A 23271-nucleotide genomic window follows, 5' to 3' on the forward strand; every position below is an offset into this window, starting at 1 on the left:
AAGCCTTATTCCCGAACGGCGTTCGATGCCGCCGTTTCGAGATTGAAGGCGGCGGCAAAGAGCGCCTTGGTGTAGTCGGTGCGGGGCGCTGCGAAGATGCTCTCGGCCGATCCTTCCTCGACGATCTTGCCGTTCTGCATCACGACCACGTGGTTCGCGAGCGCCCGCACCACTTTCAGATCGTGGCTGATGAACATATAGGCGAGGTTGCGCCGCTTCTGGAGATCGCGCAGCAATTCCACGATCTGCGCCTGCACCGACATGTCGAGCGCCGAGGTGGGCTCATCGAGCATGATGAATTGCGGCTCGAGCGCCATGGCGCGGGCGATCGCGATGCGCTGGCGCTGGCCACCGGAGAATTCGTGCGGGTAACGGTCCATGGTGGACGGATCGAGGCCGACATCCTCTAGCGCCTTGGCGACGATCTCGCGGCGCTGGGCGTAAGATAGGCCCTTGTTCTGGACAAGCAGTCCTTCCTCCACGATCTCGGCCACCGACATGCGCGGCGAGAGGGAGCCGTAAGGGTCCTGGAACACAACCTGCAGATCCTTGCGCATCGGGCGGATCTCTTTCCCGCGCATGCCGTCGATGCGATTGCCGAGAAAGACGATGGGGCCTTCCGATTGCACGAGGCGCAGAATGGCAAGACCCAGCGTCGTCTTGCCGGAGCCGGATTCTCCCACCACACCGACGGTCTCGCCCTTGCGCACCCGCACGGAGACGCCGTCGACCGCCTTCACATGGCCGACGGTTTTCTGGAAGAAGCCGCGCTTGATCGGAAACCATACCTTGATCGGCCCGGCATCGACGATGACCGGCGCATCGTTGGCAACCTGATTGGCGCGACCCTTCGGCTCGGCGGCGAGAAGCCGTTGCGTGTAAGGATGCTGCGGATTGCCGAAGACCTCGGCGACGGTTCCCTGCTCGACGATCTTGCCTTTCAGCATTACGCAGACGCGGTCGGCGATCTTGCGCACGATGCCAAGATCATGGGTGATGAACAGCATCGACATGTTGAGCCTGCTCTTCAGCTCGGCGAGCAGCTTCAGGATCTGCGCCTGCACCGTCACGTCGAGCGCAGTGGTCGGCTCGTCGGCGATGAAGAGGTCGGGCTCGTTGGCGAGCGCCATGGCGATCATCACGCGCTGGCGCTGGCCGCCGGAGAGCTGATGCGGATAGGCATCGAGCCTGCTTTCCGCATCGCGGATGCCGACCAGGTTGAGGAGCTCGAGCGTGCGGGTGCGCGCCTGGCGATCCGAGAGACCACGATGCAGTTTCAGGATCTCGCCGACCTGCCGCTCGATGGTGTGGAGCGGATTGAGCGAGGTCATCGGCTCCTGGAACACCATGGTGATGTCGTCGCCACGCACCTTGCGCATCTCGTCTTCGTCCGCAGCGATCAGGTCCTTGCCCTTGAACAGGATGCGGCCCGAGGGGTGATGTGCGGACGGATAGGGCAAGAGCTTGAGCGCCGATAGAGCCGTGACGGACTTGCCTGACCCGGACTCGCCCACGAGCGCCACCGTCTCGCCTGACATGACATCGAAGGACACGCGGTCGACCGCCAGCATGTCGTTCGCGCCCTGACGGAAGGCGACGGAGAGATCCTGGACGGAGAGGAGAGGCTCTTTCATCGAAACGTCTTCCGCGGATCGAAGGCGTCGCGCACCGCTTCGCCGATGAAGATGAGGAGGCTGAGCATGATGGCGATCACGAAGAAGCCTGCGAGGCCGAGCCACGGCGCCTGAAGGTTGGCTTTGCCCTGGGCCAGCAATTCACCCAGCGAGGGCGAGCCCGGCGGCAGGCCGAAGCCGAGGAAGTCGAGTGAGGTGAGCGTCGTGATCGAGCCGTTGATGATGAAGGGCAGGAAGGTCAGCGTCGCCACCATCGCGTTCGGCAGAAGGTGCTTGAACATGATGGTGCTGTTCGACAGCCCCAAGGCCCGTGCTGCGCGCACATATTCGAAGTTCCTGGCGCGCAGGAACTCGGCGCGCACCACGCCCACGAGCGACACCCAGGAGAAGAGCAGCAGGATGCCGAGCAGCACGAAGAAGCTCGGCGTGATCACCGCCGAGATAATGATGAGAAGATAGAGCGAGGGAATGGCGGTCCAGATCTCGATAAAGCGCTGGAACAGAAGATCGGTCCAGCCACCATAATAGCCCTGCACCGCGCCGGCGAGAACGCCGATGATGGATGAGATGCCAGCGAGCGTGAGGCCGAACAGGACCGAGATGCGGAAGCCGTAGATGAGGCGCGCCACCACGTCACGGCCCTGGTCGTCGGTGCCGAGCCAGTTCCACTCGATGTCCCTGCAGCCTGTGCCGCCGGTGCGCTCCGCGATGGGCCGGCACTGCTCGTCCGTGAGCATCCATGTGGGTGGCGCGGGCGCCGGAACGGGCAGGTCGAGATTATGCGTGTTGTAGGAGAAGCGGATCGGCGCCCAGAGCAGCCAGCCGTTGTCCTGGATCTCCTTGGCGATGACCGGATCGCGATAATCGGTCTGCGCCAGGAAGCCGCCGAACTTCTCCTCCGGATAATCCACGAAGGCCGGATAGAGCAGTTCGCCCTTGTAAGAGGCAAGAATCGGCTTGTCGTTGGCAATCAGCTCGGCGAACAGGCTGAGCACGAACAGGACCATAAAGATCCAGAACGACCAGTAGCCGCGGCGGTTCGCCTTGAAATTCTGCAGTCGCCGCCGATTGAGGGGTGACAGCTTGATGAAACCTTCTTTCGGCAGAGGCGGCGCTACGGGCGGCGAGACGAGAGGAATGGTCTCGTTCATCTCACGCCTCCCTCACCGTCGTCATGGCCGGACTTGTTCCGGCCATCCACGTCTTTGAACCGCAGCGCCAAAAGGCGTGGATACCCGGCACGAGGCCGGGCATGACGGAACTGCGGTTGCCTCGGCGGAGGATCACAAGAAAGCATGACTTCATCTCACGCCTCCCTGGTCTCGAAATCGATCCGCGGATCGATCCAGGTATAGGTGAGATCCGAGAGCAGGTTCACCGCTAAGCCCACCAGTGAAAAGATGTAGAGATTGGCGAAGACCACCGGATAGTCGCGGTTCACGATGGATTCGAAGGAGAGCAGGCCCAGCCCATCGAGTGAGAAGATCGTCTCGATCAGGAGCGCGCCGGCGAAGAAGGCGCCGATGAAGGCTCCCGGGAATCCCGCAATGACGATCAGCATCGCATTGCGGAACACGTGGCCGTAGAGCACTTGGCGCTCTGACAGGCCCTTCATGCGGGCGGTGAGCACGTATTGCTTACGGATCTCATCCAGGAACGAGTTCTTCGTCAGCAGGGTCGAGGTGGCAAAGGCGCCAAGTGCCATGGCGGTGATCGGCAGAACGAGGTGCCAGAAGTAATCCGCGATCTGCATATACCAGGGCATGAAGGCCCAGGTCTCGGAGGTCAGGCCGCGCAGGGGGAAGATCTGCCAGAACGATCCGCCGGCAAAGAGCACGATCAGCAGGATCGCGAAGAGGAAGCCCGGAATGGCGTAGCCGATGATGACGATGGCCGAGGTCCAGATGTCGAACGAGGAGCCGTCCTGCACCGCCTTCTTGATGCCGAGCGGAATCGAGATCGCATAGGACAGGAGCGTCATCCATAGCCCCAGGCTGATCGAGACCGGCAGCTTCTCCTTGATCAATTCCAGCACCGAGATGTCGCGGAAATAGCTCTTGCCGAAATCGAAGCGTGCATAATCCCAAATCATCTTCAGGAAGCGCTCATGCGCCGGCTTATCGAAGCCAAACTGCGCCTCGAGCTGCTTGATGAATTGCGGGTCGAGCCCCTGAGCGCCGCGATAGCGGGAGGAGGCGTCGCCTGCACCCGCGCCGCCGCCGCCGGGGCTCTGCGCGCCGAAATCGCCTCCGCCGCCGGAAATGCGGGACGAAGCGCCGGAATCCTGCCCCTGAAGCTGCGCGATGATGCGCTCCACGGGACCGCCGGGAGCGAACTGCACCAGCACGAAGGAGATGAGCATGATCCCGAGGATGGTGGGGATCATGAGAAGAACGCGGCGTGCGATATAGGCCAGCATCAAGCGCCTGCGGATTTCAGGCCGATGCGGCCAAGGTGGGTGTCTTTGAAGCCGGATGCGTACTTCAATCCGTATCCCAACATGCGGTCGAACCCGATATGCGCCGCCCAGATGGCGGCGAGCCCGATAAGCAGAGCGTTATCCGATAGCCATCCGAATCCAACCAGGACCGCAGGCCCGAGGGTGGAGTGGAGCGCATTGTAGACCACGGCCCCTGGCTTCGGGCCCGCCGTGTAGGCTGCAAAGCTCAGATCGGGAGCGAGGAAGAGGATGGCATAGAGCCACCAGGAGAGGCCCAGATAGGCAAAGGCAGCCGTGGCCAGGAAGAAGAGGGCGAGGCCCTCGAAGCGCAGGAGCAGACGGGGCATGTCCGCCTCTCTGCGGGTCGTCAGCGTCGTGTCCAAGCCTTATCCTCTCCCGATCCGCTTTGCCTTCTCGGCATCGTACCACCAGGTTTCCGGCGCACCCGAGGCAAGGCGTGGCTTGGTCTGCGGGCGCGAGAACTGGTCCCAATAGGCAAGCCATTCGCTGGCTCGGAACCACATGGGCACCCAATAATGGCCCGAACGGAGCACCCGGTCCAGGGCGCGGCAGGCGATGTTCAGTTCCTGGCGCGACTTGGCATTGGCGATCTTCTCGATGAGCGCATCCACCGCCGGGTTGTCGATCCCGGCAATGTTCCGCGAGCCTGGCCTTTTGCCGGCGTCCGATCCGTAAACGATGCGCAGGCTGTCACCAGGCGTGGATGAACCAACGAGGTTACGGCTCGCCATGTCGAAATCGTATTCGTCCATGCGGCGCTGGTACTGCGCGGCATCCACGATGCGCGACGACGCGTCTATGCCGAGCCGCTTCAGGTTCGCCTGGAAGGGTTGCGTATGCGGCTGCAGCGAGGGTTGAAAATCGAGGAACTCGATCCGGAAGGGCTGCCCGTTCGGCAGCTTCAGCACGCCGCCCTCGCGCTTGCATCCTGCTTCGCGCAACAGTTCGTCGGCACGGCGCAGCAGGCGTCGGTCCTGTCCGGAGCCGTCGGAGACGGGCGGGAGAATCGGATCGCCGAAGACGGAGGCAGGCAGCTTGTCGCGGAACGGCTCGAGCAGCGCCAATTCTTCCGGTGAGAGCTTGCCCACCGCCTTCATGTCGCTGTTCTCGAAATAGGAGGTCGTACGCTTGAACAGACTGAACATGATATTCGCGTTCGTCCATTCGAAGTCGAAAGCGAGGCCGATGGCTTCACGGATGCGCGGATCCTTGAAGGTGTCGCGGCGCGTGTTGAAGTACCAGCCCTGAATGGTCGAGGGTGCGTCGTTCGAGATCTCTTCCTTCTTCACCTTGCCTTCCCGAACGGCCGGGAAATCGTATCCTGTCGACCAGATGCGGGACGTATATTCCTCATTGTAATTGAGCGTGCCGTTCTTGAATGCCTCGAAGGCCACGATGCGGTCGCGGAAATACTCGTAGCGGATATGCTCGAAATTGTTCTGGCCCACACTCACGGGCAGATCCTTGGCCCAGTAATCCGGCACGCGGTCGAACTCGATGAAACGTCCGACCTCGAAACGGCCGACCTTGTAGGCACCGGAGCCGAGCGGCGCTTCCAGCGTCGAAGCCTCGAAATCCTTCCCCAGCCAATAGCGCTCGGAGAAGATCGGCATGCCGGCGACGATGAGATGCAGATCGCGGCTGCGTTGCGGTGTGAACTGGACGCGCAGAACCTCGTCTGTTTCCGCTTCTGCGGAGGCCATCTGGGTCAGAAGCTGAGAAAAGATCGGATGGCCCTTGGTCTTGAGGATATTCAGCGAGAAGGCCGCATCCTTCGCCGTCAGCTTCGAGCCGTCATGGAAGCGCGCTTCGGGGCGCAGGATAAAGTGGTAGGTGAGCTTGTCGTCGGAAATGCGCACGCTCTTCGCAACGAGCCCATAGAGAGCGTCCGGCTCATCCGCTGAGGAGGTCATTAGGGTGTCGAACGTGCTGGCCATGCCGGCTGCGCCGTCGCCGCGCAGTACGAAGATGTGGAGGGTGTTGAAGGTATCGAAGTTCTGGTTGCCGAGCGTCTGCTTGATCTGGATCGCCAGCGTGCCGCCTTTGGGTGCCGCCGGATTCACGTAATCGAAATGCTTGAAGTCGGGCGGATACTTCAATTCGCCGAAGCTCGACAGGCCATGCGTTTCGGTTTCACCTTCCTGCGCGAAGCCGATGTGTGGCAGAACGGACAGAGCGGCGCTCGCGGCTCCGGTCTTGAGGATGCTGCGGCGGCTGATGCTTCTCATCGCGGTGCTCCCGTCTTGGCGGCCTTGGCCTCGTTATACCACCAGATGGTCGGGAAGGCGGCTCCGCCGTAGCGTGGCATCGTCTCGGGATGACTGTAACGGTTCCAGCGCGCCGTGCGCTGCTTCAATGAGGTCCATTGCGGAACCACGTAATCGTGAGCGAGCAGAACGCGGTCGAGCGCTCTCGTTGCGGCGACGAGTTCTTCGCGATCCTTGGCGAAGATGACCTTCTCGATCAACGCATCGACGCCGGGATCGGCAATGCCCGACAGGTTGCGTGAGCCTTCGCGCGCGGCGGCCTGCGACCCCCAGAACTCGCGCTGCTCGTTGCCGGGCGACTGCGACTGGGGCCAGAGGCCGGTCGCGATGTCGAAGTCGAAAGCGCGGGTGCGGTTGGTATACTGAACGTCATCCACGGTGCGCACCGTGGTGGCGATGCCGAGCCGATCCAATGAGGCCTTGTAAGGCAGGAAGACGCGCTCTTCGTTCGGGCTGCTGCTGAGCAATTCAACGCTCAAGACCTCGCCCTTCGCGTTGACGCGGCGGCCGTTCTTCACCTCCCAGCCAGCTTCCTTGAGGAGCCGGTCGGCTTCGCGCAGATTGTTGCGGATCGTCTCGGGCGAATCGTTGACCGGGTTCTTGAAGGGCGTCGTGAAGACCGAGGCGGGCACCTTGTCGCGAACGGATTCGAGGATCTCCAATTCTCTTCCTTCGGGCAGACCGGACGATGCGAGATCGAGGCCGAAGAAAAAGCTCGATGGCCGCTCGTAGAGACCGTAGAAGATGGTCTTGTTCAGCTCCTCGAACGGGAAGGCCAGATTGAAGGCCCGGCGCACGCGCTGATCCTTGAACTTGTCGCGCCTCATGTTCAGCACAAAGGCCTGCATCACGCCCGTGGCGCGAAACGGAAACTCCTCGAGGATCACGCGACCTTCGTGCCGCGCCGGAAAGTCGTAACCCACCGCCCAGTTGCGCGCGCTGTTCTCGGTGCGGAAATCGAGACGGTCGCTCTTGAACGCTTCAAGCAGCACCGTCGCATCGCGATAATATTCGTAGCGGATCTCGTCGAAATTGTTCTGCCCGACATTCACGTTGATCTTTTCGCCCCAGTAATCCTTCACGCGCTCGTAGGATGCATTGCGGCCGGTGTCGAAAGTCTTGAGGCGATAGGGGCCGGAGCTGAGCGGCGGTTCGAGCGTGGTCTGCGTTACGTCACGCTTGCGTCCATCGGGCGTCGTTCCCTCCCACCAATGCTTTGGAAGGACCATCAGCTGACCCATGATCTGCGGTAGCTCGCGATTGCCTTTCTCGTCGAAGGTGAACTTGACCTCGCGCTCGCCCACCTTCTCGGCCTTAGTCACATTGGCGTAGTAGAAGGCGTAAGTGGGGCTGTTGGTCTTCAGCACCTCGAACGAGAAGATGACGTCGTCCGCCGTCACCGGCTTTCCGTCATGCCAGCGCGCCTCCGGGCGCAGACGGAAGCTGACGAAGGAATAGTCGTCAGGATAGGAGAAGGATTCGGCGAGCAAGCCGTAGGAGGCACTCGGCTCGTCGAGGGCGGAGGTGGTCAGGGTCTCATAGATGAGACCGAGTCCCTGTTCGGGCGAGCCTTTCACGCCGGCCACGACGATGTTGAAGCTGTCGAAGGTGCCGAGCGCTCCCAAACGCACCAGTCCGCCCTTCGGCGCATTCGGATTGACGTAATCGAAATGCGGGAAGCCTTGCGGATATTTCGGCTCGTCGAGCAGGGCCGAGCCGTGCCGCCATGGCGCTTCCTGGGCTGCGAGGGGCGTGAAGGCGAGGCAGACCGCGAGGAAGCTCGGCAGAAGGAAGCGGATCACAAAGCGTCTCCTGAACGGGCGAGGCGTCTGTCGTTCAAGCATCGGACCCAAAAGTGGAATGCACTTTTGGGATCCATCCGATGCTTCTTCTCTATAACTGGTGCATCGTCGGCACGGAAAACCGGTACCCACTTTTCCGCACGATGCATCAGCTTAGATTTTGTGCGCAATGGGGCGAGCGCAAGGGATAACTTTTAAAACCCTGGAGAGGCTAAAGAAAAAGCCGGGCGAGGGGCCCGGCTTTCCGAAATGTGATCGATGGTAGGGACTTACTGGGCGGCCGGGAACGCAACCGGGCTGTCCGAGAGGGTCCGCAGATAGGCCAGCAGGTCCGCACGGTCCTGGGCCGCAGCAAGGCCGGCGAAGGCCATGATGGTGCCGGGGGTCGCCTGCTTCGGGTTGTGAACAAAGGTGTCCAGGGCCTCGTAGGTCCAGTTGCCGCCATGTCCCTTCATGGCTGCAGAGTAGTTGAAGCCTGCATGGGACGCCACAGGGCGTCCGACGACGCCGTAGAGGTTCGGGCCGACCTTGTTCGGGCCGCCGTTCTCGAAGGTGTGGCAGGAGGCGCACTTGCGGGCCTGGGCCTGGCCCTTGGCCGGATCGGCCTTGGCCAGTAGAACCGGAAGCGGCTCGGTCGGGGCGGCTGCGACAGCGCCGCCGGCAGCGGCTTCCTCGGGGGCCGGGAGGTCATAACCAGGGACAGCGGGCTTATGGGGTGCAAACAGGCCGCCGGCGATAACGTTGACGCCGACCACGAAGAGAAGCGAACCGAAAACGGCGCCCGCGATCTTATTGGTCTCGATATTCATCAGTTAGGCTCTCCTCGCCTTCGTACACCGGCGAAATCAGCGCAGCAGAACGGATCCGCGAGCGAGCGCCCGCGACAGGGCCGTTGCTTAGCCGTAGTGATGGGGTTTTGACAATGGGGTTTCCAGGAGTTTTCGCCGTTCTCGTGGTCGCAGCACGGGTCTCAAACGCATAAAGGCAGCCGAAGCTCCGGTTCCCGGGGCATGGCAAATCGACCCTGCCTTCCACTTTTTGGCCCGATGCTCTAAGGACGCGCAGTTTCTTGTAAAGACCGCACCATGTCCGACCCAATCGTCCTCATTCCCGCTCGCCTTGCCGCAACCCGGCTGCCGAACAAGCCCCTGGCCGAGATCGCCGGCGAGCCCATGATCGTCCATGTGTGGCGCCGGGCCGTGGAGGCGGGAATCGGTCCGGTGGCCGTGGCGACGGACGCTCTCGAGATCGCCGAGGCCGTGACCAGGGCAGGAGGGACGGCCGTGATGACCCGGTCCGATCATGCCTCCGGCTCCGACCGCATCTTCGAGGCTGTGGAAAAACTCGACCCGGAGGGACGGCACGACGTGGTCGTGAATGTCCAGGGCGACCTGCCGACCATCGACCCGGCGGCGATTGCGGCCTCCATCGTGCCGCTTGCGGATTCCACCGTCGACATCGCGACTCTCGTTGCCGTCATCGCGCGGGAGGAGGAAAAGACCAATCCCAACGTGGTGAAGATGGTGGGAAGCCCGATCGAAGCCGGCCACTTCCGCGCGCTCTACTTCACCCGGGCAACCGCGCCCTACGGCGACGGCCCGCTCTATCATCACATCGGTCTTTACGCCTATCGCCGCAAAGCGCTGCAGCGCTTCGTCGGCCTGAAGCCTTCTCCGCTGGAGATGCGCGAGAAGCTGGAGCAGCTGCGGGCGCTGGAGGCCGGCATGCGTATCGATGCCGTCATCGTCGATGACGTGCCGCTTGGCGTCGATACTCCCCACGATCTGGACAGGGCGCGCGAGATCATCGCGCTGCGGAGGACATCATGAACAAAGTCATTTCGTTCCAAGGCGAGCTGGGGGCCAATTCCCATACGGCCTGCTCCGAGGCGCGCCCTGATTGGCAGGTTCTGCCGAGCCCGACCTTCGAGGATGCCTTCGCGGCCGTGGACGAAGGGCAGGCGGGCCTCGCCATGATCCCCATCGAGAACTCGATCGCCGGGCGCGTGGCCGACATTCACCACCTTCTGCCGGCCTCCGGGCTGCACATCGTCGGCGAGCACTTCCTGCCGATCCATTTTCACCTGATGGCGATCCCTGAGGCCAATCTCGGCACCGTCAAGGATGTCTACAGCCACGTCCATGCGCTGGGCCAGTGCCGCAAGATCATCCGCAAGCTCGGGCTGAAAGCCCATGTGGCTGGCGACACCGCGGGCTCCGCCCGCGAGGTATCCGAGTGGAAGGATCCGACCCGGGCGTCTCTCTCGCCCCGCATGGCGGCTGATATCTACGGCCTGAAGATCCTGGCCGAGGATGTGGAGGACGAGGCCCACAACACCACCCGCTTCGTCATCCTGTCCAAGACACCGCAATGGACGCCTGCCGGACAGGGGCCCACCGTCACCTCCTTCGTCTTCCGCGTCCGCAATCTGCCGGCCGCGCTCTACAAGGCGCTGGGAGGCTTTGCGACCAACGGTATCAACATGACCAAGCTCGAGAGCTACATGCTCGAAGGCGAGTTCCTGGCGACGCAGTTCTATGCCGAGGTGGACGGGCATCCGGAGGACACCAACCTCAAGCGGGCGCTGGAGGAGTTGGAATTCTTCTCCCGCGAGCTGCGCATCCTCGGCGTCTATCCGGCCGACCCGTTCCGGGAGAAGATCAAGGAAGCCACCGAGTGAGCATCCTCGTCCGCGAGGCGGTTGAGAGCGATGTCGAAGGGATTGCCAGGGTCCACGTCCAGGGCTGGCGCGAATCCTACAAGGATTTCCTCAGCCCCGAGGCGCTTGCCGGATTGTCCGTCGAAGAGCGGATGCGGATGTGGCAGGGGACTTTCGCGCAGCCAGATCCGCGGGCCAAGCTTCTCGTTGCGGAAGCGGATGATGGCGAGATCGTCGGTTTCGTGCGCGGCGGACCGATCCGCCAGGAGAGCGCCGGTCTGCTCGGCACCGAGACCGAGATTTTTGCGATCTATCTGCTCGACAAGGTCAAGCGCCAGGGCATCGGCTCCAGACTGATGCGCGGCGTGCTCGATCATCTCAGCCGGCACGGCTTCCGCTCGATGGGCCTGTGGGTACTGAAAGACAATCTCCCGGCCCGCCGCTTCTACGAGGTACTGGGCGGACAACCGGGGGCCGAGCAATCCTTCGACCTGCGCGGCCAGATGGTCGTCGAGGTCGCCTACCGGTTCGAGTTGGCGCTGCCCTAGGCGCACGGCGCACCCGTGTTATCCCCGTCGAGCGCAGCGAGGGAAGGGGATTCACTTACACACGCGGCGTTATGGATTCCCTTCCCCTCCGCTGACGCCCCGGCCGGGAATGACACCGGATTCCACACCCTCCGCCGTCATCCCCGTCCCCGGACTTGATCCGGGGATCAGGCCCGGGGATCCACGCCTTGGAAGCCGCAACGCGGCAAAGACGGGGATGGCCGGCACGAGGCCGGCCATGACGTCCGGGAGAGGATTGGTAGAGCAGCGTGATGTTCTCATTTTGTTCTTGACATCATTCCCAATCATGGCTATATCATTGCCGTAGATCTGCTCCTGGCGAGGGGCGCGCTCGCGAGGCGTCGCAGTGTGGGAGCAGGCACGGTCCCGTGCACGCACTGAACGCAGGTGCGGGTGACGGGAGGCCCAGGATGTGGGTTGGTGGTCGGGATCGGTCGCAGGCCGCCGTCGCGCAGACGGTCACCGCCTGCGGCGGTTGACTGAGCCGGCCTCGCCTGTCCGCCTCAACAAGCCGTGCGCGAAGAGGCATCCCGGCTCTTCCATCCTCCCATCAGACATCGAGCCGGGCTGCCTGTCGCGCCACCCTCGATCCACCGTCAGGCTCGGAGCCCAAAGCTCCGGGCCCCAAGGTGCTGGCTCTAACAACGGCCGGCGACCAATCCTGGATGGACGGAGACGACTACCGCTGGGTGCAAACTCCGAGCGCCCGTCGCTACCTGTTGTTGTGGTTTTTCTGAGAATATGCTCTTAATAGATACTTTGTTGCAATTTCAGGAGTTCGTTATGTCTCGCATCATTGCCGCTGCAGCGGGTTTGACCCTGCTGATGAGTTCCGCCTCCGCCGAGACCATCGAGCGGACCGTCAAGGCGAATACGATTACCGCCATCGGCGGGTTCCTCGCCTACGAGATGAATACCTGCTATCCCTCGAACATCCCCGATGTGAAGGTCCGCCAGGCGCCTGCCAGCGGAACCATCCAGATCCGCCCCCATGAACAGACACTCGGCAAGGATACGGTCTGTCCGGGCACGAAGGTTCGCGGCATCGCTTATGTCTACGCGCCGAAGAGGGGCTTCAAAGGCATGCTTCAAAGGCATGGATGAGGTCGTTCTCGACATTCCCTGGAGTTCGACCGATGTCGGTCCTGAGACGATCATGACCCGGACCTATCGGATTCGCGTGGAGTAACGCCGGGCAGGCTGCGGTGGTCGAAGAGGCCAGCGGCCGATCTGGAAGCGGGAATGCCGAGAGGCAGATTGCATCGCGCGTGACACCGGGGCGCTTTGGTTCTAAGACGCCCTGAACATCGAAGAAGCGCCATGTCCCACAACACCTTCGGCCACCTGTTCCGCGTCACCACCTTCGGCGAAAGCCACGGCCCTGCGCTCGGCTGCGTCGTCGATGGCTGCCCGCCGATGATCCCGCTCGAGGCCGCCGAGATTCAGGCGGAGCTCGATCGCCGCCGTCCAGGCCAGTCGCGCTTCACCACCCAGCGCCAGGAGCCGGATCAGGTCAAAATCCTGTCCGGCGTATTCATCGACGAGCGCACGGGCCGGCAGGTGACGACCGGAACGCCGATTGCGCTGCTGATCGAGAATGTCGACCAGCGCTCCAAGGATTATTCCGAGATCAAGGATTCCTACCGTCCGGGCCATGCCGATTTCACCTATGACGTGAAATACGGCATCCGCGATTATCGCGGCGGCGGCCGCTCCTCGGCCCGCGAGACGGCGGCCCGCGTGGCGGCCGGCGCCATCGCCCGAAAAGTGCTGTCCAGAGTCACGATCCGCGGCGCGCTCGTGCAGATGGGGCCGCACGCTATCGACCGCGGCAACTGGAATTGGGACGAGGTGGCGCGCAATCCGTTCCTCTGCCCGGATGCGAAGGCGGCTCAGTTCTATGAGGAATATCTCGACGGCCTGCGCAAGGACGGCTCCTCCATCGGGGCGGTCCTGGAGATCGTGGCCGAGGGCGTGCCGGCGGGCCTCGGCGCTCCGATCTACGGCAAGCTCGATTCCGATCTCGCCGCAGCGCTGATGTCTATCAATGCAGTCAAGGGTGTCGAGATCGGCGATGGCTTCGCGGCAGCAAGCTTGCGCGGTGAGGAGAACGCCGACGAGATGCGTCCCGGCAACCAGGGTGCGCCGACCTTCCTGTCGAACCATGCCGGCGGCGTGCTCGGCGGCATCTCGACCGGCCAACCGGTGGTGTGCCGCTTTGCCGTGAAGCCGACCTCGTCGATCCTCACTCCGCGCTCCAGTGTCACCCGTACCGGCGCCGAGGCCGAGGTCCGCACCAAGGGCCGCCACGATCCTTGCGTCGGTATTCGGGCGGTGCCGGTGGGCGAGGCCATGGTCGCTTGCGTTTTGGCAGACCATCTCTTGCGCCATCGCGGACAGGTCGGCCACGGAGCCTCTTGGCCCTTCGAGCCCTGATCCCCAATTTTAGTTTTACTAAAATCGGCTCATCGGCTAAGCCCCCGGCATGAGACTGGCTGAATGGTTGTCCCGCAATAAGGTGTCGCGCGTCGCGTTCGCGCGGCGGATCGGCGTCACTCCTGGCGCCGTTACCCAGCTGTGCAATTCGGACCAGGCCTGGCTCTCTCGGGACACCGCCGAATTGATTGCCCGTGAAACCCGAGGGGGCGTCACGCCCAACGATTTTCTGCCCGAATCCGCCAAGGAGGCATGGATGCCCCATTCCGTCACCGAAGCCATCGAGGCTTTCGCCCGCGGTGAAATCGTCATCGTCACCGATGACGACGACCGCGAGAACGAGGGCGACCTCATCGTCGCCGCCTCCCTCTGCACGCCGGAGAAGATGGCCTTCATCATCCGCAACACCTGCGGCATCGTCTGTGCCCCGCTCACCGTCGCGGAGGCCCGCCGTCTGCGGCTCGATCCGATGGTACAGGCGAACGACGCGCCGCTCGGCACCGCGTTCACCGTGACTGTCGACGTGAAGCACGGGCTGACCACGGGCATCTCGGCCGAGCAGCGCTCCAACACCGTGCGGGCGCTTGCCAACAATAATATGGGCGCGGCCGATTTCGTGCGTCCCGGCCACGTCTTCCCGCTCATCGCCAAGGACGGCGGCGTGCTCATGCGCTCCGGTCACACGGAGGCTGCGGTCGACCTGTGCAAGCTCGCGAACCTGCCGCCGGTCGGCGTGATCTGCGAACTCGCCAATGACGACGGCACGGTGATGAAGGGGCCGCAGATCGATGCCTTTGCCGAGAAGCACAATCTCAAGCGCATTTCTGTCGCCGACCTGATCGCCTACCGGCAGGCCCGCGAAAAGCTCGTCGAGCGGATCGGGACTTTTCCGGTGGAGACCCAGTGGGGCTCGTTCACCGGCTACGCCTATTCGACGCCCTTCGACAGCGTGCAGCATATCGCGCTCGTCCATGGCCGCATCGGCGACGGCACGAACATTCCGGTGCGCCTGCACCGCGCCAATGCGCTGACCGACGTGTTCGAGGGCGGCAAGGCGGTCAACGCGGCTCTGCAGCGTTTCGTGAAGGAGGGCAGGGGCGTTCTCGTCTATTTGCGCGACGGCACGGCCGGCGTTCCGACCACGTCCTTCTCGGAGCATGACGAGACAGGCTCGGAAGCGATGCGCTCGAGCCAATGGCGCGAGATCGGTCTCGGCGCGCAGATCCTGCGGGATCTCGGTGTTGCGTCGATCCGCAATCTTGCGACGTCGAGCCGTTCCTATGTGGGCCTGAGCGGCTTCGGGATCGAGCTTTTGAGCCAAGAACCCATCGAGTGCTGAGGCAGGCTACCTAAAATCTCCTCGCGTCATCACCGGCTTTGTGCCGGTGATCTCGATCCGTAAAGCGCTGAGCCTCATAAAAGCGAGATGGCCGGGACAAGCCCGGCCATGACACATGCGATGTGCGGGACCTCGTTTAAGCGCCCGTCTCACGTCCCATGAGAGCGTCGAGATGAAAGGCCGTCGATCTCGCAAGGCCTTCGAGGTCATAGCCGCCTTCGAGAACGGAGACGATCCGCCGGCCGCAATGGTGTTCGGCGAGATCCATCAGCTTCTGCGTCGCCCAGGCGAAATCCGATTCCGTCAGGTTCAGGCTGGCGAGTGGATCGCGCCAATGGGCATCGAAGCCGGCCGAGATGATGATCAGGTCGGGGGCAAAATCATCGATGCGCGGCAGGACGACGCTGTCCACCGCCTCGCGGAATGCCTCGCTGCCGTCGCCCGCGCCCAACGGCGCGTTGACGATGGTGCCGTGCTCGCCCCTCTCGGTGAGGGCACCGGTTCCAGGATACAGGGGCGCTTCGTGGGTCGAGCAATAGAGCACGCTCGCATCCGACCAGAAGATGTCCTGCGTGCCGTTGCCGTGATGCACGTCCCAGTCGAAGATCGCGACCCGTTCCGCCCCATGGTGCTTCTGGGCATGGCGCGCGGCGATGGCCGCGTTGTTGAAGAAGCAGAAGCCCATGGCCCGGATGCGCTCGGCATGATGCCCCGGCGGGCGCATCGCCACGAAGGCATTGGTCGCCCGGCCGGACATGACCTCGTCCACCGCTAGCACCGCGCCGCCGGCGCCCCGGAGGGCAGCCTCGTAAGTGCCCGGCGACATGACCGTGTCCTCGTCAATCCTGACTAACCCTTCTCGGGGGCTGATGTCCCGGAGCCGGACGATGTATTCTTCCGGATGGGCGAGGGCGAGGCTCTCCATCTCCGCCATCGGCGCCTGCTCGCGGATGAGCGAGGTGAATCGCTCCTTCTCCAGCGCGCGCTCGATGGCGCGGATACGGTCGGGCCGTTCGGGGTGCCCAAGCGGTGTCTGGTGTTCGAGGCTGGCCGGGTGGGCGATGTAGAGCGTGGACATGAGCATTCTTGAATAGGGATCGCCACGAGTGTCGCAGCGTCACGAGCGGCTGTCTATGTTGTTGCGATGCAACACCTTCCGATGCGGAGCCGTGCCATGGTGTGTTTCGATTCGACTTAAGGACCTCGCGGTCTATAACCCCGACTGAAACGACTATTGGCCCAAGCTGAGTCTGCAGAGCTTACACAATGCGCCTTTCCCGTCTGCCCCTTCTTTTGACAATGATCGCGGCTCTGGCCGGATGTAACTTCAAGGGCATCCCTGATCCCCAGGTCTCGACCCGCGACACGGAGTGGATGGCGCAGACTCCGAAGGCTGAGGACGATCCTCGCTTTGGTCGATATCTGATCGATGACCCGACGGGTGAGGCGCCGGGCACCATCGTGGTCGATACAAAGGAACGCCAGCTCTACTACGTGCAGGCCAACAAGAAGGCGATCCGCTACGGCGTCGCCGTCGGCGACGAGGCTTATGGCTGGGCCGGCACGGCCACCATTGCCCGCAAGGCGGAATGGCCCGACTGGAATCCGCCGGCCGAGATGAGGGCCCGCTGGCCGCATGTCCAGTACACGAAGGGCGGCCCTGAGAATCCGCTCGGCGCGCGGGCGCTCTACCTCTACGAGGGCAACAAGGACACGCTCTATCGCATCCATGGCACGAATGAGCCGGAGAAGATCGGCCACGCGGTGTCCTCGGGCTGCATCCGGATGCGCAACATCGATGTGATTGACCTCTACAACCGCGTTGCCCTGAACACGAAGGTCATCGTCCGCTAATACATCAGCTCGGAAGCAAACCTCGCTTTCGGATTTCATCCGATGCGTCCTTATTGAGAGGCGCATCGGAGAAGCTCTTCCAAACATAAGCGCTAGATTCGCGATTCATGCGGCTTAGCTGTTCTGGTATCGAACGGAATGCAACCGTCCGACGTTCTGTCGCCTTTGCTGTTCTTCCGCACGTCATGCCGAGCTAGCGTTCAGCGAAATACTGCGTTTGCACAGGATATTGCTTGGTCCTGGAAAGCCGCTCTGTGTCCAGCTTGGCCATGAAGCATTTTCTATTGGCTTAGATCACATTTACGTGGTTGAGCCAGCAGGCATGAGCGCGCTTCTTCTACCGAGGGATTAATCCGGCCGTTCGTTATGCTGAGTTATCGTATATCAAAGCTGACGCCTGAGCCTTTTCGATCTTGCTACAGCTTCGCTTTGATCTACGCAGTCCGAGTTGGGGTGTCATTATTCGATAAGATCATTTAAGTAAACTAAGTTTATTACTTTTAAATAAACCCATGATAATTGCCATTATGGCTGTGTTGTTTTCATAAAATATGCACGAATGTTCATATTGGAAAGTAATCGCTCTGCAATTACAGAATTTTTGGCAAGTTTTTAACTTATGATCGCCACAAATTCTGGTCCTACTCCTCCGTCCCACCGGGCCAATTCGGAGGAGACATGTCATGTTGCTCATTCGGTCCGATCTCGACTTCATCCTCTCCCAAATTCTCCAGAGCGAAACGCACACACCGATCAACGATCCTTCCCTGCCGTTCGGGCTTCGAACGGTCAGCGGCACAGGCAACAGCATCGTATCCGGTCACTACGACTACGGCGCCGCCGATCGTGTCTTTCCCCGCCTGACCGATGCTGAATTTCGTGAAGCCGAGAGTGGGACGTCATACGAGCAGGTTCTTAGCGACACGAGAGTGGTGGATTCCGAACCGCGCACCATCAGCAATCTGATCGTGGATCAAAATGGAGACACCAACCCGGCAGCACGCGCTGCCGACGACAACGGAGACGGCCTGATCGCCAATGTGGCGCCCGACGCCGGCGCGGCGCCGTTCAATCAATGGTTCACCCTGTTCGGCCAGTTCTTCGATCACGGCCTCGATCTCGTCAACAAGGGCAAGAGCGGATCGGTCATCATTCCATTGCAGCCGGATGATCCGCTCTACGTGGCCGGCAGCAATGAAAACTTCATGGTGCTGACGCGGGCGACCAATCAGCCGGGTCCTGATGGAGTGGTCGGAACGGCAGATGATATTCATGAACACACCAATCAGACCACTCCGTTCATCGACCAGAACCAGACCTACACGTCACATCCGTCGCATCAGGTGTTCTTGCGCGAATACGCGCTCGACGCGAATGGCAAGCCGGTAGCCACCGGGGCCTTGCTCGATCATGCCGGTGGCGGGCTTCCGACCTGGGGCGATGTGAAAGCCCAGGCCAGAACCATGCTCGGCATCGAGCTCACCGACGAGGACGTGACCAACATCCCGCTGCTGGCGACCGACGAATATGGCCAGTTCCTTCGCGGGCCCAACGGCTTCGCGCAACTTGTGCTGCCGGGTGAGGACGGGCGTGCAGGCACGGATGACGACGTTCTCGTCGAAGGCAATCCGTCCGCTCCCGTGAAGACGACTGGTGCGGCCCATACGGGCCATGCCTTTCTCGACGATATCGCGCACGACGCCATTCCGACCGGAAAAGTTGCCGATGGCGACCTCGAGGTCAGCCTCGCCAATCTCGATGGTTCGGATACGAGCGGCAATTACGACAACGAGCTTCTCGACGCGCATTTCATCACGGGTGACGGGCGTGGGAATGAGAATGTCGGTTTGACAGCGGTGCATCACATCTTCCATGCCGAGCACAACCGGCTGCTCGATCATATCAAGGATCTGATCCGCGCCGAGTTGCCCGCCGATTCCGATTTCGCGCGCCAGTGGCTGCTGCCGGGAGCAGATCTCACCGATGGCATCCAGGAGAGCGAATGGAATGGCGAGCGGTTGTTTCAGGCTGCGCGCTTCGGCACCGAGATGCAATATCAGCATCTGGTGTTCGAGAATTTCGCGCGGCGCATCCAGCCCAATATCGACGAGTTCGAAGCGCACAACGTCAATATCGATCCTGCCATCACGGCGGAGTTCGCGCACACGGTCTATCGCTTCGGGCATTCCCTGCTGCGGGAGACCGTCGACCGCATCGATGCCGATGGTAATGTGGTCGATGCGGACCCCAATGCTGCGGGCGATCAGCAACTGAGTCTCGTGGGCGCTTTCTTGAATCCAGTGGCTTATGCGCAGCGGGGCATATCCGGCACTGCAGCGGGAGAAATCGTGCGCGGCGCGACCAATCAGGCGGGTAACGAGATCGACGAATTCGTGACCGACGCCCTGCGCAACAGCGTCTATGGATTGCCACTCGATCTTGCCGCCATCAATCTCGCTCGCGGGCGGGACACGGGCATTCCCTCTCTCAACACGGTGCGCGAGCAATTTTTTGAGGGAACTAACGACTCCGATCTTAAGCCCTATGAGAATTGGGCGCAGTTCGGCGGAAATATCCGCCATCCTGAGTCGTTGATCAACTTCATCGCGGCCTATGGCATTCATCCTCTTCTCGATGAGGCAACGACAGCGGCGGAAAAGCGCGCCGCCGCAACCGTGATTGTCGAGGGGCGAGATGATGATCCTGCGACGGCCGAGAATGAGAGTGCTGCTTCGGACACCGACTTCCTGAATGGAACCGGCGGCTTCGCAGGGCGCGAGACAGGCATCGACGATATCGATCTGTGGATCGGTGGACTCGCCGAGAAACCCTTGGCATCCGGCGGCCTTCTCGGTTCGACGTTCAACTTCGTCTTCGAGACGCAGATGGAAAAGCTGCAGAGCGGGGATCGCTTCTATTACCTGTCGCGACTAGAGGGCACCAATTTCCTGACACAGCTCGAAGGAACGTCTTTCTCCGAACTGGTGATGCGAAACACCGGCGCGAAGCATCTTCCCTTCGATGTCTTCTCGGTGCCGGACTACACGATCGAGATCGGCGATCCTTCGACCTATCCGACAGGCGGCTCGGTCGGAGTCGTCTGGCGCGATGGCTGGATCACTTACAATGGCACAGCCCATGTGGTGATGGGTGGGACCGAGCGGATCGATCGCGTAAGGTCCGGCGCCGGTGACGACACGCTCTGGGGCGATGGCGGCAACGACGTGCTCGTCTCAGGTCTTGGGAACGATGCGCTCATCGGCGGCGACGGCAACGACAGGATGTCGGGCGAGGACGGCGACGATTTCTTCAAGGGTGCGGGCGGTAACGACAGCATGGAAGGAGGGGCTGGAGACGACCTGCTCGTCGGTCTGGAAGGCCGTGATCGCATCTGGGCCGGTGCCGGCGACGACGAGGTCTTCGGCGGCCTCGACAACGACCGCATCGACGGCGGCAGCGGTGACGACGAACTGCTCGGGAACGAAGGCAACGATTGGATCAAGGGCGGAGCCGGCAACGATCATCTGATCGGCGACAACGGAAATCCATTCGGTGAGTCGTTGGCGGACGCCGACACGGCCGCCTTTTCCGGCCGCTTCCGCAACTACACCATCAAGCACAGTGCCGACGGCACCGTGACCGTCACCGACAAGGTAGGAAAGGACGGAACCGATACTCTCGAAAACATCGAGAAGCTGCAGTTTTCGGATCGGTCGATTCTCGTCGATGATGGATTGGGATTCATGGATCAAGCAGTCGCAGACTCGGCGACGCAAGACATTGCTGCTGATTTCGAAAGCTTCGAGTCAAGTTCGTCCGAGGGTGGGCAGGCGCTTTCAGGTTCTGCAGGTGATGAAGCCGTTACTCTGGATCTGTCGCATTCGGAGCCCAGCCCGCAACCGCTGTCGTGCGGTTCAAGCGATGTCATTTTGGCCTGAGCGGAACGAGTGACGTGGCGGACGCATAACGGTGGAGCTGCCCAACATCAGCAGGGTAGCTCCACCTCAATATTCGGGTCGACTGGAGTCAGCTTAATCCAGCACGGCTTCCTTGCGCAGGATTGCAGGAAGTTCGGAGGTCTTCGGACGGCTCTGCTGGAACTTGGCGGCCTGGACGGCTGCGGCGAGGGCGGGCAGAGCGACGGCCTTGAAAGCCGGAATGGAATGGGCGGCGTTCTGTTCGCTCGGTCGGATATCGCGGTCTGAAGCTTGCTGGGTCATGAATCCTCTCTGGAAGTCAGGCTGTCTTGGCAACCTGCTGTTATGATCTGCAGGGCTGTGACCGCTTTGGGGCGGACCTGTGATCATGTGCTGGCTTGGCTGCAGATGAACTCTTCAAGCTGAATCAATCCTTAACGCTGCAACATTCCTGCCGAGGCTGCGGTTAGCCCCTGAGCATCCGCAGTCGTCTGGGATGCAGGTCTTGGACGCAGGGCGAGGATCGACACCAGAATGAGCGCGCCGATCATGCCCACATGCTCGCCGGCCGTATGGAGCGCCATGACGGCCCGCTCGCCCTCAAGGCGCCAGAAGGCATGAACGATCAGGATGGTCAGGAAGGTGAAGACGCCTAGAGCTCCGGCACCGAGCCAAGTCCAGCGCTTCGCGATGATGAGGGCGGATCCCGTCAGCTGAACGAAGATCGTGAGGCCGTTGAAAAGCCAGGCCGGCTCCAGACCGAACTGACGCATTTCCGCCACGCCGCCTGGGAAATCCAGGAGCTTGATGAGGCCACTGGCCCAGAACGGAAAGGTGAGCAGAACCCGGGCGGCAATTTCCGTTCCCCGGTGTGAGAGCAATGTGTCGATCCAGCGTGGCGTCATGATGGCTTCCCGTTGCTGACGTTAGGACAGGTGGGGGAGCTTCTAAGGTCAAGCTTCGTTACAAGCTGTGCGCACCCGCACCTTTTGCAAAGGCCTCGCCATCCCTCAAACCCATCTCATAGGCTTTGCGGATGCCAGCAGGATTGGTGATGTCGAACTGCCCGATGGGGACCGGTTCGGAGGGCTGGAGATAGGTGCGGCCCTTCACTTTCGGGAAGGCACGATAGAGGCGCGAGAGAATAACCAGGGTTTTGCCGCCCTGCTCCTCGACCGGGAGGAGGGGTTCCGTCGGCACGTTGTCGACAAGCCCGCCATCGAGCGCAGCCATGCCGCCGATGCGGCCGACCGGCATGAAGGGCGGGACGCTGGCGCTCGCCATCAGGGCAGCCGACAGCTCAGCAGGGGACGAGAGATCCTGCACCTGGACGAATTCCGGCCGGAAGCCCAGGGCCCGCCCGCCGCGCGGATGGACGGGAGAGTGCCATTTCTTCTCGATCTGATAGGTCGCGATGCCCAGCGGAATGGCGAGCGAGAGGGGCAGGCGGCGCGGCTTGCGGGCAAGCCCGATCAGGATGCTCGGGCCCTGCTTCAGGCGTTCCAGTACATTCTCGTCGATGATGGCTTCGATCAGGCTGCGATACATGAGCGAGACGGGCCAGGGCGAGCCTTCGCTGCGCCAAGCGCGCCATTCGAAGTTGCGGCGCCCGAGGCTACAGCCTTCCGCCACCATCTCGTTCACACGCCGTCCGAGCCCGAGAAGGCTGTAGCAGGCGGACCAGGCGCCCGCGCTCACGCCAACGACCATCTCGGGCTTCAGGCCGAGCAGGGGCGCGGCCGCTTCCCAAAAACCGCCCTGCCAGTAGCAGCGGTTCCCGCCGCCCGCGAATGCCACCGCGTCAAACATCGTAGCCTATCGGGATTTGGAGGCTGGGAGTTCTTCTTCCGCCCGGGCCCGATCCCGCCAAGCCAGAACGATGCGCTCCAGGTCGGCCAGATCCTGAGTTGGGAGCGTTCCGAGCGTGCGCATGACATAAGCCCGTTGCGCCGCGATCCCGCGATTGGCGAGGTCCCGTCCCTTCGATGTCAGGTAGAGGGCATTGGAACGCCGGTCGCCCGGGATCGAACGCCGCTCGACGAGTCCGGCCTCGACCATGCGGTCGAGAAGCCCTGAGACGTTGCCCTTGGTGACGTAGAGCCGCTCCGCCAGTTCCTGCTGGCTCATGCCCTCGCGCTCCGTAAGTGTGGAGAGCAGATCGAATTGCGGGATCGACAGGCCCAGCTCTTTCAGTTCCGTAGCAACTGCGTTCGTCGCCCGGCGGTTCAGGCGGATGAAGCGAAACCAGATCCGCAGCGGATCGGCGGTCTCGATGGGGGCAGGGGCTGGCGAGAGAGACGTCAAAGGCATCAGGCTCCTGGTACGGGCAAATA

At 62.1% G+C, this 23271-nt stretch carries 20 protein-coding genes; 8 read left to right on the forward strand and 12 right to left on the reverse strand.

The genetic code is table 11. The features are described from left to right. Nucleotides 1-5: 5 nt before the first annotated feature. The 7 genes from ACS5Q1_RS04480 to ACS5Q1_RS04510 form a co-directional block, all read right to left on the reverse strand. Nucleotides 6-1634 carry an ABC transporter ATP-binding protein gene (locus ACS5Q1_RS04480; protein ID WP_473097061.1) on the reverse strand — a complete coding sequence of 543 codons (1629 nt, stop codon included), beginning with the start codon at nucleotides 1632-1634 and terminating at the stop codon, nucleotides 6-8. Continuing rightward, on the reverse strand, nucleotides 1631-2785 hold the full coding sequence (locus ACS5Q1_RS04485; RefSeq protein WP_473097062.1) for an ABC transporter permease: 1155 nt from the start codon (nucleotides 2783-2785) through the stop codon (nucleotides 1631-1633). The genes ACS5Q1_RS04480 and ACS5Q1_RS04485 overlap by 4 nt, the downstream gene beginning before the upstream one ends. Before the next feature lie 155 nt (nucleotides 2786-2940). Beyond that, nucleotides 2941-4053, reverse strand: a complete 1113-nt coding sequence (locus ACS5Q1_RS04490; protein ID WP_473097063.1) for a microcin C ABC transporter permease YejB — start codon at nucleotides 4051-4053, stop codon at nucleotides 2941-2943. Continuing rightward, complete coding sequence (locus ACS5Q1_RS04495; protein ID WP_473097064.1) at nucleotides 4053-4421, reverse strand: DUF4260 domain-containing protein; 369 nt, start codon at nucleotides 4419-4421, stop codon at nucleotides 4053-4055. The genes ACS5Q1_RS04490 and ACS5Q1_RS04495 overlap by 1 nt, the downstream gene beginning before the upstream one ends. A gap of 39 nt (nucleotides 4422-4460) precedes the next feature. Further along, nucleotides 4461-6323 (reverse strand): extracellular solute-binding protein, encoded by a 1863-nt coding sequence (locus tag ACS5Q1_RS04500; protein ID WP_473097065.1) that lies wholly within the window; start codon nucleotides 6321-6323, stop codon nucleotides 4461-4463. Further along, nucleotides 6320-8206, reverse strand: a complete 1887-nt coding sequence (locus tag ACS5Q1_RS04505; RefSeq protein ID WP_473097066.1) for an extracellular solute-binding protein — start codon at nucleotides 8204-8206, stop codon at nucleotides 6320-6322. The genes ACS5Q1_RS04500 and ACS5Q1_RS04505 overlap by 4 nt, the downstream gene beginning before the upstream one ends. 227 nt (nucleotides 8207-8433) lie before the next feature. Further along, complete coding sequence (locus ACS5Q1_RS04510) at nucleotides 8434-8973, reverse strand: c-type cytochrome (RefSeq protein ID WP_473097067.1); 540 nt, start codon at nucleotides 8971-8973, stop codon at nucleotides 8434-8436. Nucleotides 8974-9249: 276 nt separating this feature from the next. On the opposite strand from ACS5Q1_RS04510, the gene ACS5Q1_RS04515 reads away from it, so the two are divergent. The 6 genes from ACS5Q1_RS04515 to ribB all read left to right on the forward strand — a co-directional run bounded on the left by ACS5Q1_RS04515 (nucleotide 9250) and on the right by ribB (nucleotide 15167). After that, the gene (locus ACS5Q1_RS04515; RefSeq protein ID WP_473097068.1) at nucleotides 9250-9993 is read left to right on the forward strand and encodes a 3-deoxy-manno-octulosonate cytidylyltransferase; all 744 of its coding nucleotides are present in this window, start codon (nucleotides 9250-9252) and stop codon (nucleotides 9991-9993) included. Then, the gene (locus tag ACS5Q1_RS04520) at nucleotides 9990-10844 is read left to right on the forward strand and encodes a prephenate dehydratase (RefSeq protein WP_473097069.1); all 855 of its coding nucleotides are present in this window, start codon (nucleotides 9990-9992) and stop codon (nucleotides 10842-10844) included. Before ACS5Q1_RS04515 ends, ACS5Q1_RS04520 begins: the two co-directional genes overlap by 4 nt. Further along, nucleotides 10841-11371, forward strand: a complete 531-nt coding sequence (locus ACS5Q1_RS04525; RefSeq protein ID WP_473097070.1) for a GNAT family N-acetyltransferase — start codon at nucleotides 10841-10843, stop codon at nucleotides 11369-11371. The genes ACS5Q1_RS04520 and ACS5Q1_RS04525 overlap by 4 nt, the downstream gene beginning before the upstream one ends. 804 nt (nucleotides 11372-12175) lie before the next feature. After that, complete coding sequence (locus ACS5Q1_RS04530; RefSeq protein WP_473097071.1) at nucleotides 12176-12496, forward strand: hypothetical protein; 321 nt, start codon at nucleotides 12176-12178, stop codon at nucleotides 12494-12496. Between the two features lie 216 nt (nucleotides 12497-12712). Continuing rightward, nucleotides 12713-13828, forward strand: a complete 1116-nt coding sequence (gene aroC / locus ACS5Q1_RS04535) for a chorismate synthase (protein WP_473097072.1) — start codon at nucleotides 12713-12715, stop codon at nucleotides 13826-13828. A gap of 256 nt (nucleotides 13829-14084) precedes the next feature. After that, nucleotides 14085-15167, forward strand: coding sequence for a 3,4-dihydroxy-2-butanone-4-phosphate synthase (ribB, locus tag ACS5Q1_RS04540; protein ID WP_473097123.1), 1083 nt, complete (start codon nucleotides 14085-14087; stop codon nucleotides 15165-15167). 136 nt (nucleotides 15168-15303) lie between these two features. On the opposite strand, the gene ACS5Q1_RS04545 is transcribed toward ribB, so the two are convergent. Further along, on the reverse strand, nucleotides 15304-16245 hold the full coding sequence (locus ACS5Q1_RS04545) for a histone deacetylase family protein (protein ID WP_473097073.1): 942 nt from the start codon (nucleotides 16243-16245) through the stop codon (nucleotides 15304-15306). A gap of 188 nt (nucleotides 16246-16433) precedes the next feature. Between ACS5Q1_RS04545 and ACS5Q1_RS04550 the strand changes: the two genes are divergently transcribed. Both ACS5Q1_RS04550 and ACS5Q1_RS04555 read left to right on the forward strand, forming a co-directional pair. Further along, nucleotides 16434-17021: a L,D-transpeptidase gene (locus tag ACS5Q1_RS04550; RefSeq protein WP_473097074.1), complete on the forward strand. Its 588-nt coding sequence runs from the start codon at nucleotides 16434-16436 to the stop codon at nucleotides 17019-17021. 683 nt (nucleotides 17022-17704) lie between these two features. Beyond that, a complete protein-coding gene (locus tag ACS5Q1_RS04555) occupies nucleotides 17705-20959 on the forward strand; it encodes a peroxidase family protein (RefSeq protein ID WP_473097075.1) in 3255 nt (1084 codons plus the stop codon). 93 nt (nucleotides 20960-21052) lie between these two features. Here ACS5Q1_RS04555 and ACS5Q1_RS04560 read toward each other — a convergent pair whose 3' ends face one another. From ACS5Q1_RS04560 to ACS5Q1_RS04575, 4 genes are all read right to left on the reverse strand, one after another. After that, on the reverse strand, nucleotides 21053-21241 hold the full coding sequence (locus ACS5Q1_RS04560) for a hypothetical protein (RefSeq protein ID WP_203440632.1): 189 nt from the start codon (nucleotides 21239-21241) through the stop codon (nucleotides 21053-21055). 131 nt (nucleotides 21242-21372) lie between these two features. Continuing rightward, entirely contained in the window at nucleotides 21373-21843 is a 471-nt protein-coding gene (locus ACS5Q1_RS04565) for a DoxX family protein (protein WP_473097076.1), read from the reverse strand. A 58-nt stretch (nucleotides 21844-21901) separates the two neighbouring features. Beyond that, nucleotides 21902-22747: a patatin-like phospholipase family protein gene (locus tag ACS5Q1_RS04570; protein WP_473097077.1), complete on the reverse strand. Its 846-nt coding sequence runs from the start codon at nucleotides 22745-22747 to the stop codon at nucleotides 21902-21904. Between the two features lie 6 nt (nucleotides 22748-22753). Next, nucleotides 22754-23248, reverse strand: coding sequence for a MarR family winged helix-turn-helix transcriptional regulator (locus ACS5Q1_RS04575; protein WP_473097078.1), 495 nt, complete (start codon nucleotides 23246-23248; stop codon nucleotides 22754-22756). Nucleotides 23249-23271 lie beyond the last annotated feature (23 nt).

The organism is Microvirga sp. GN3, from assembly GCF_055792825.1.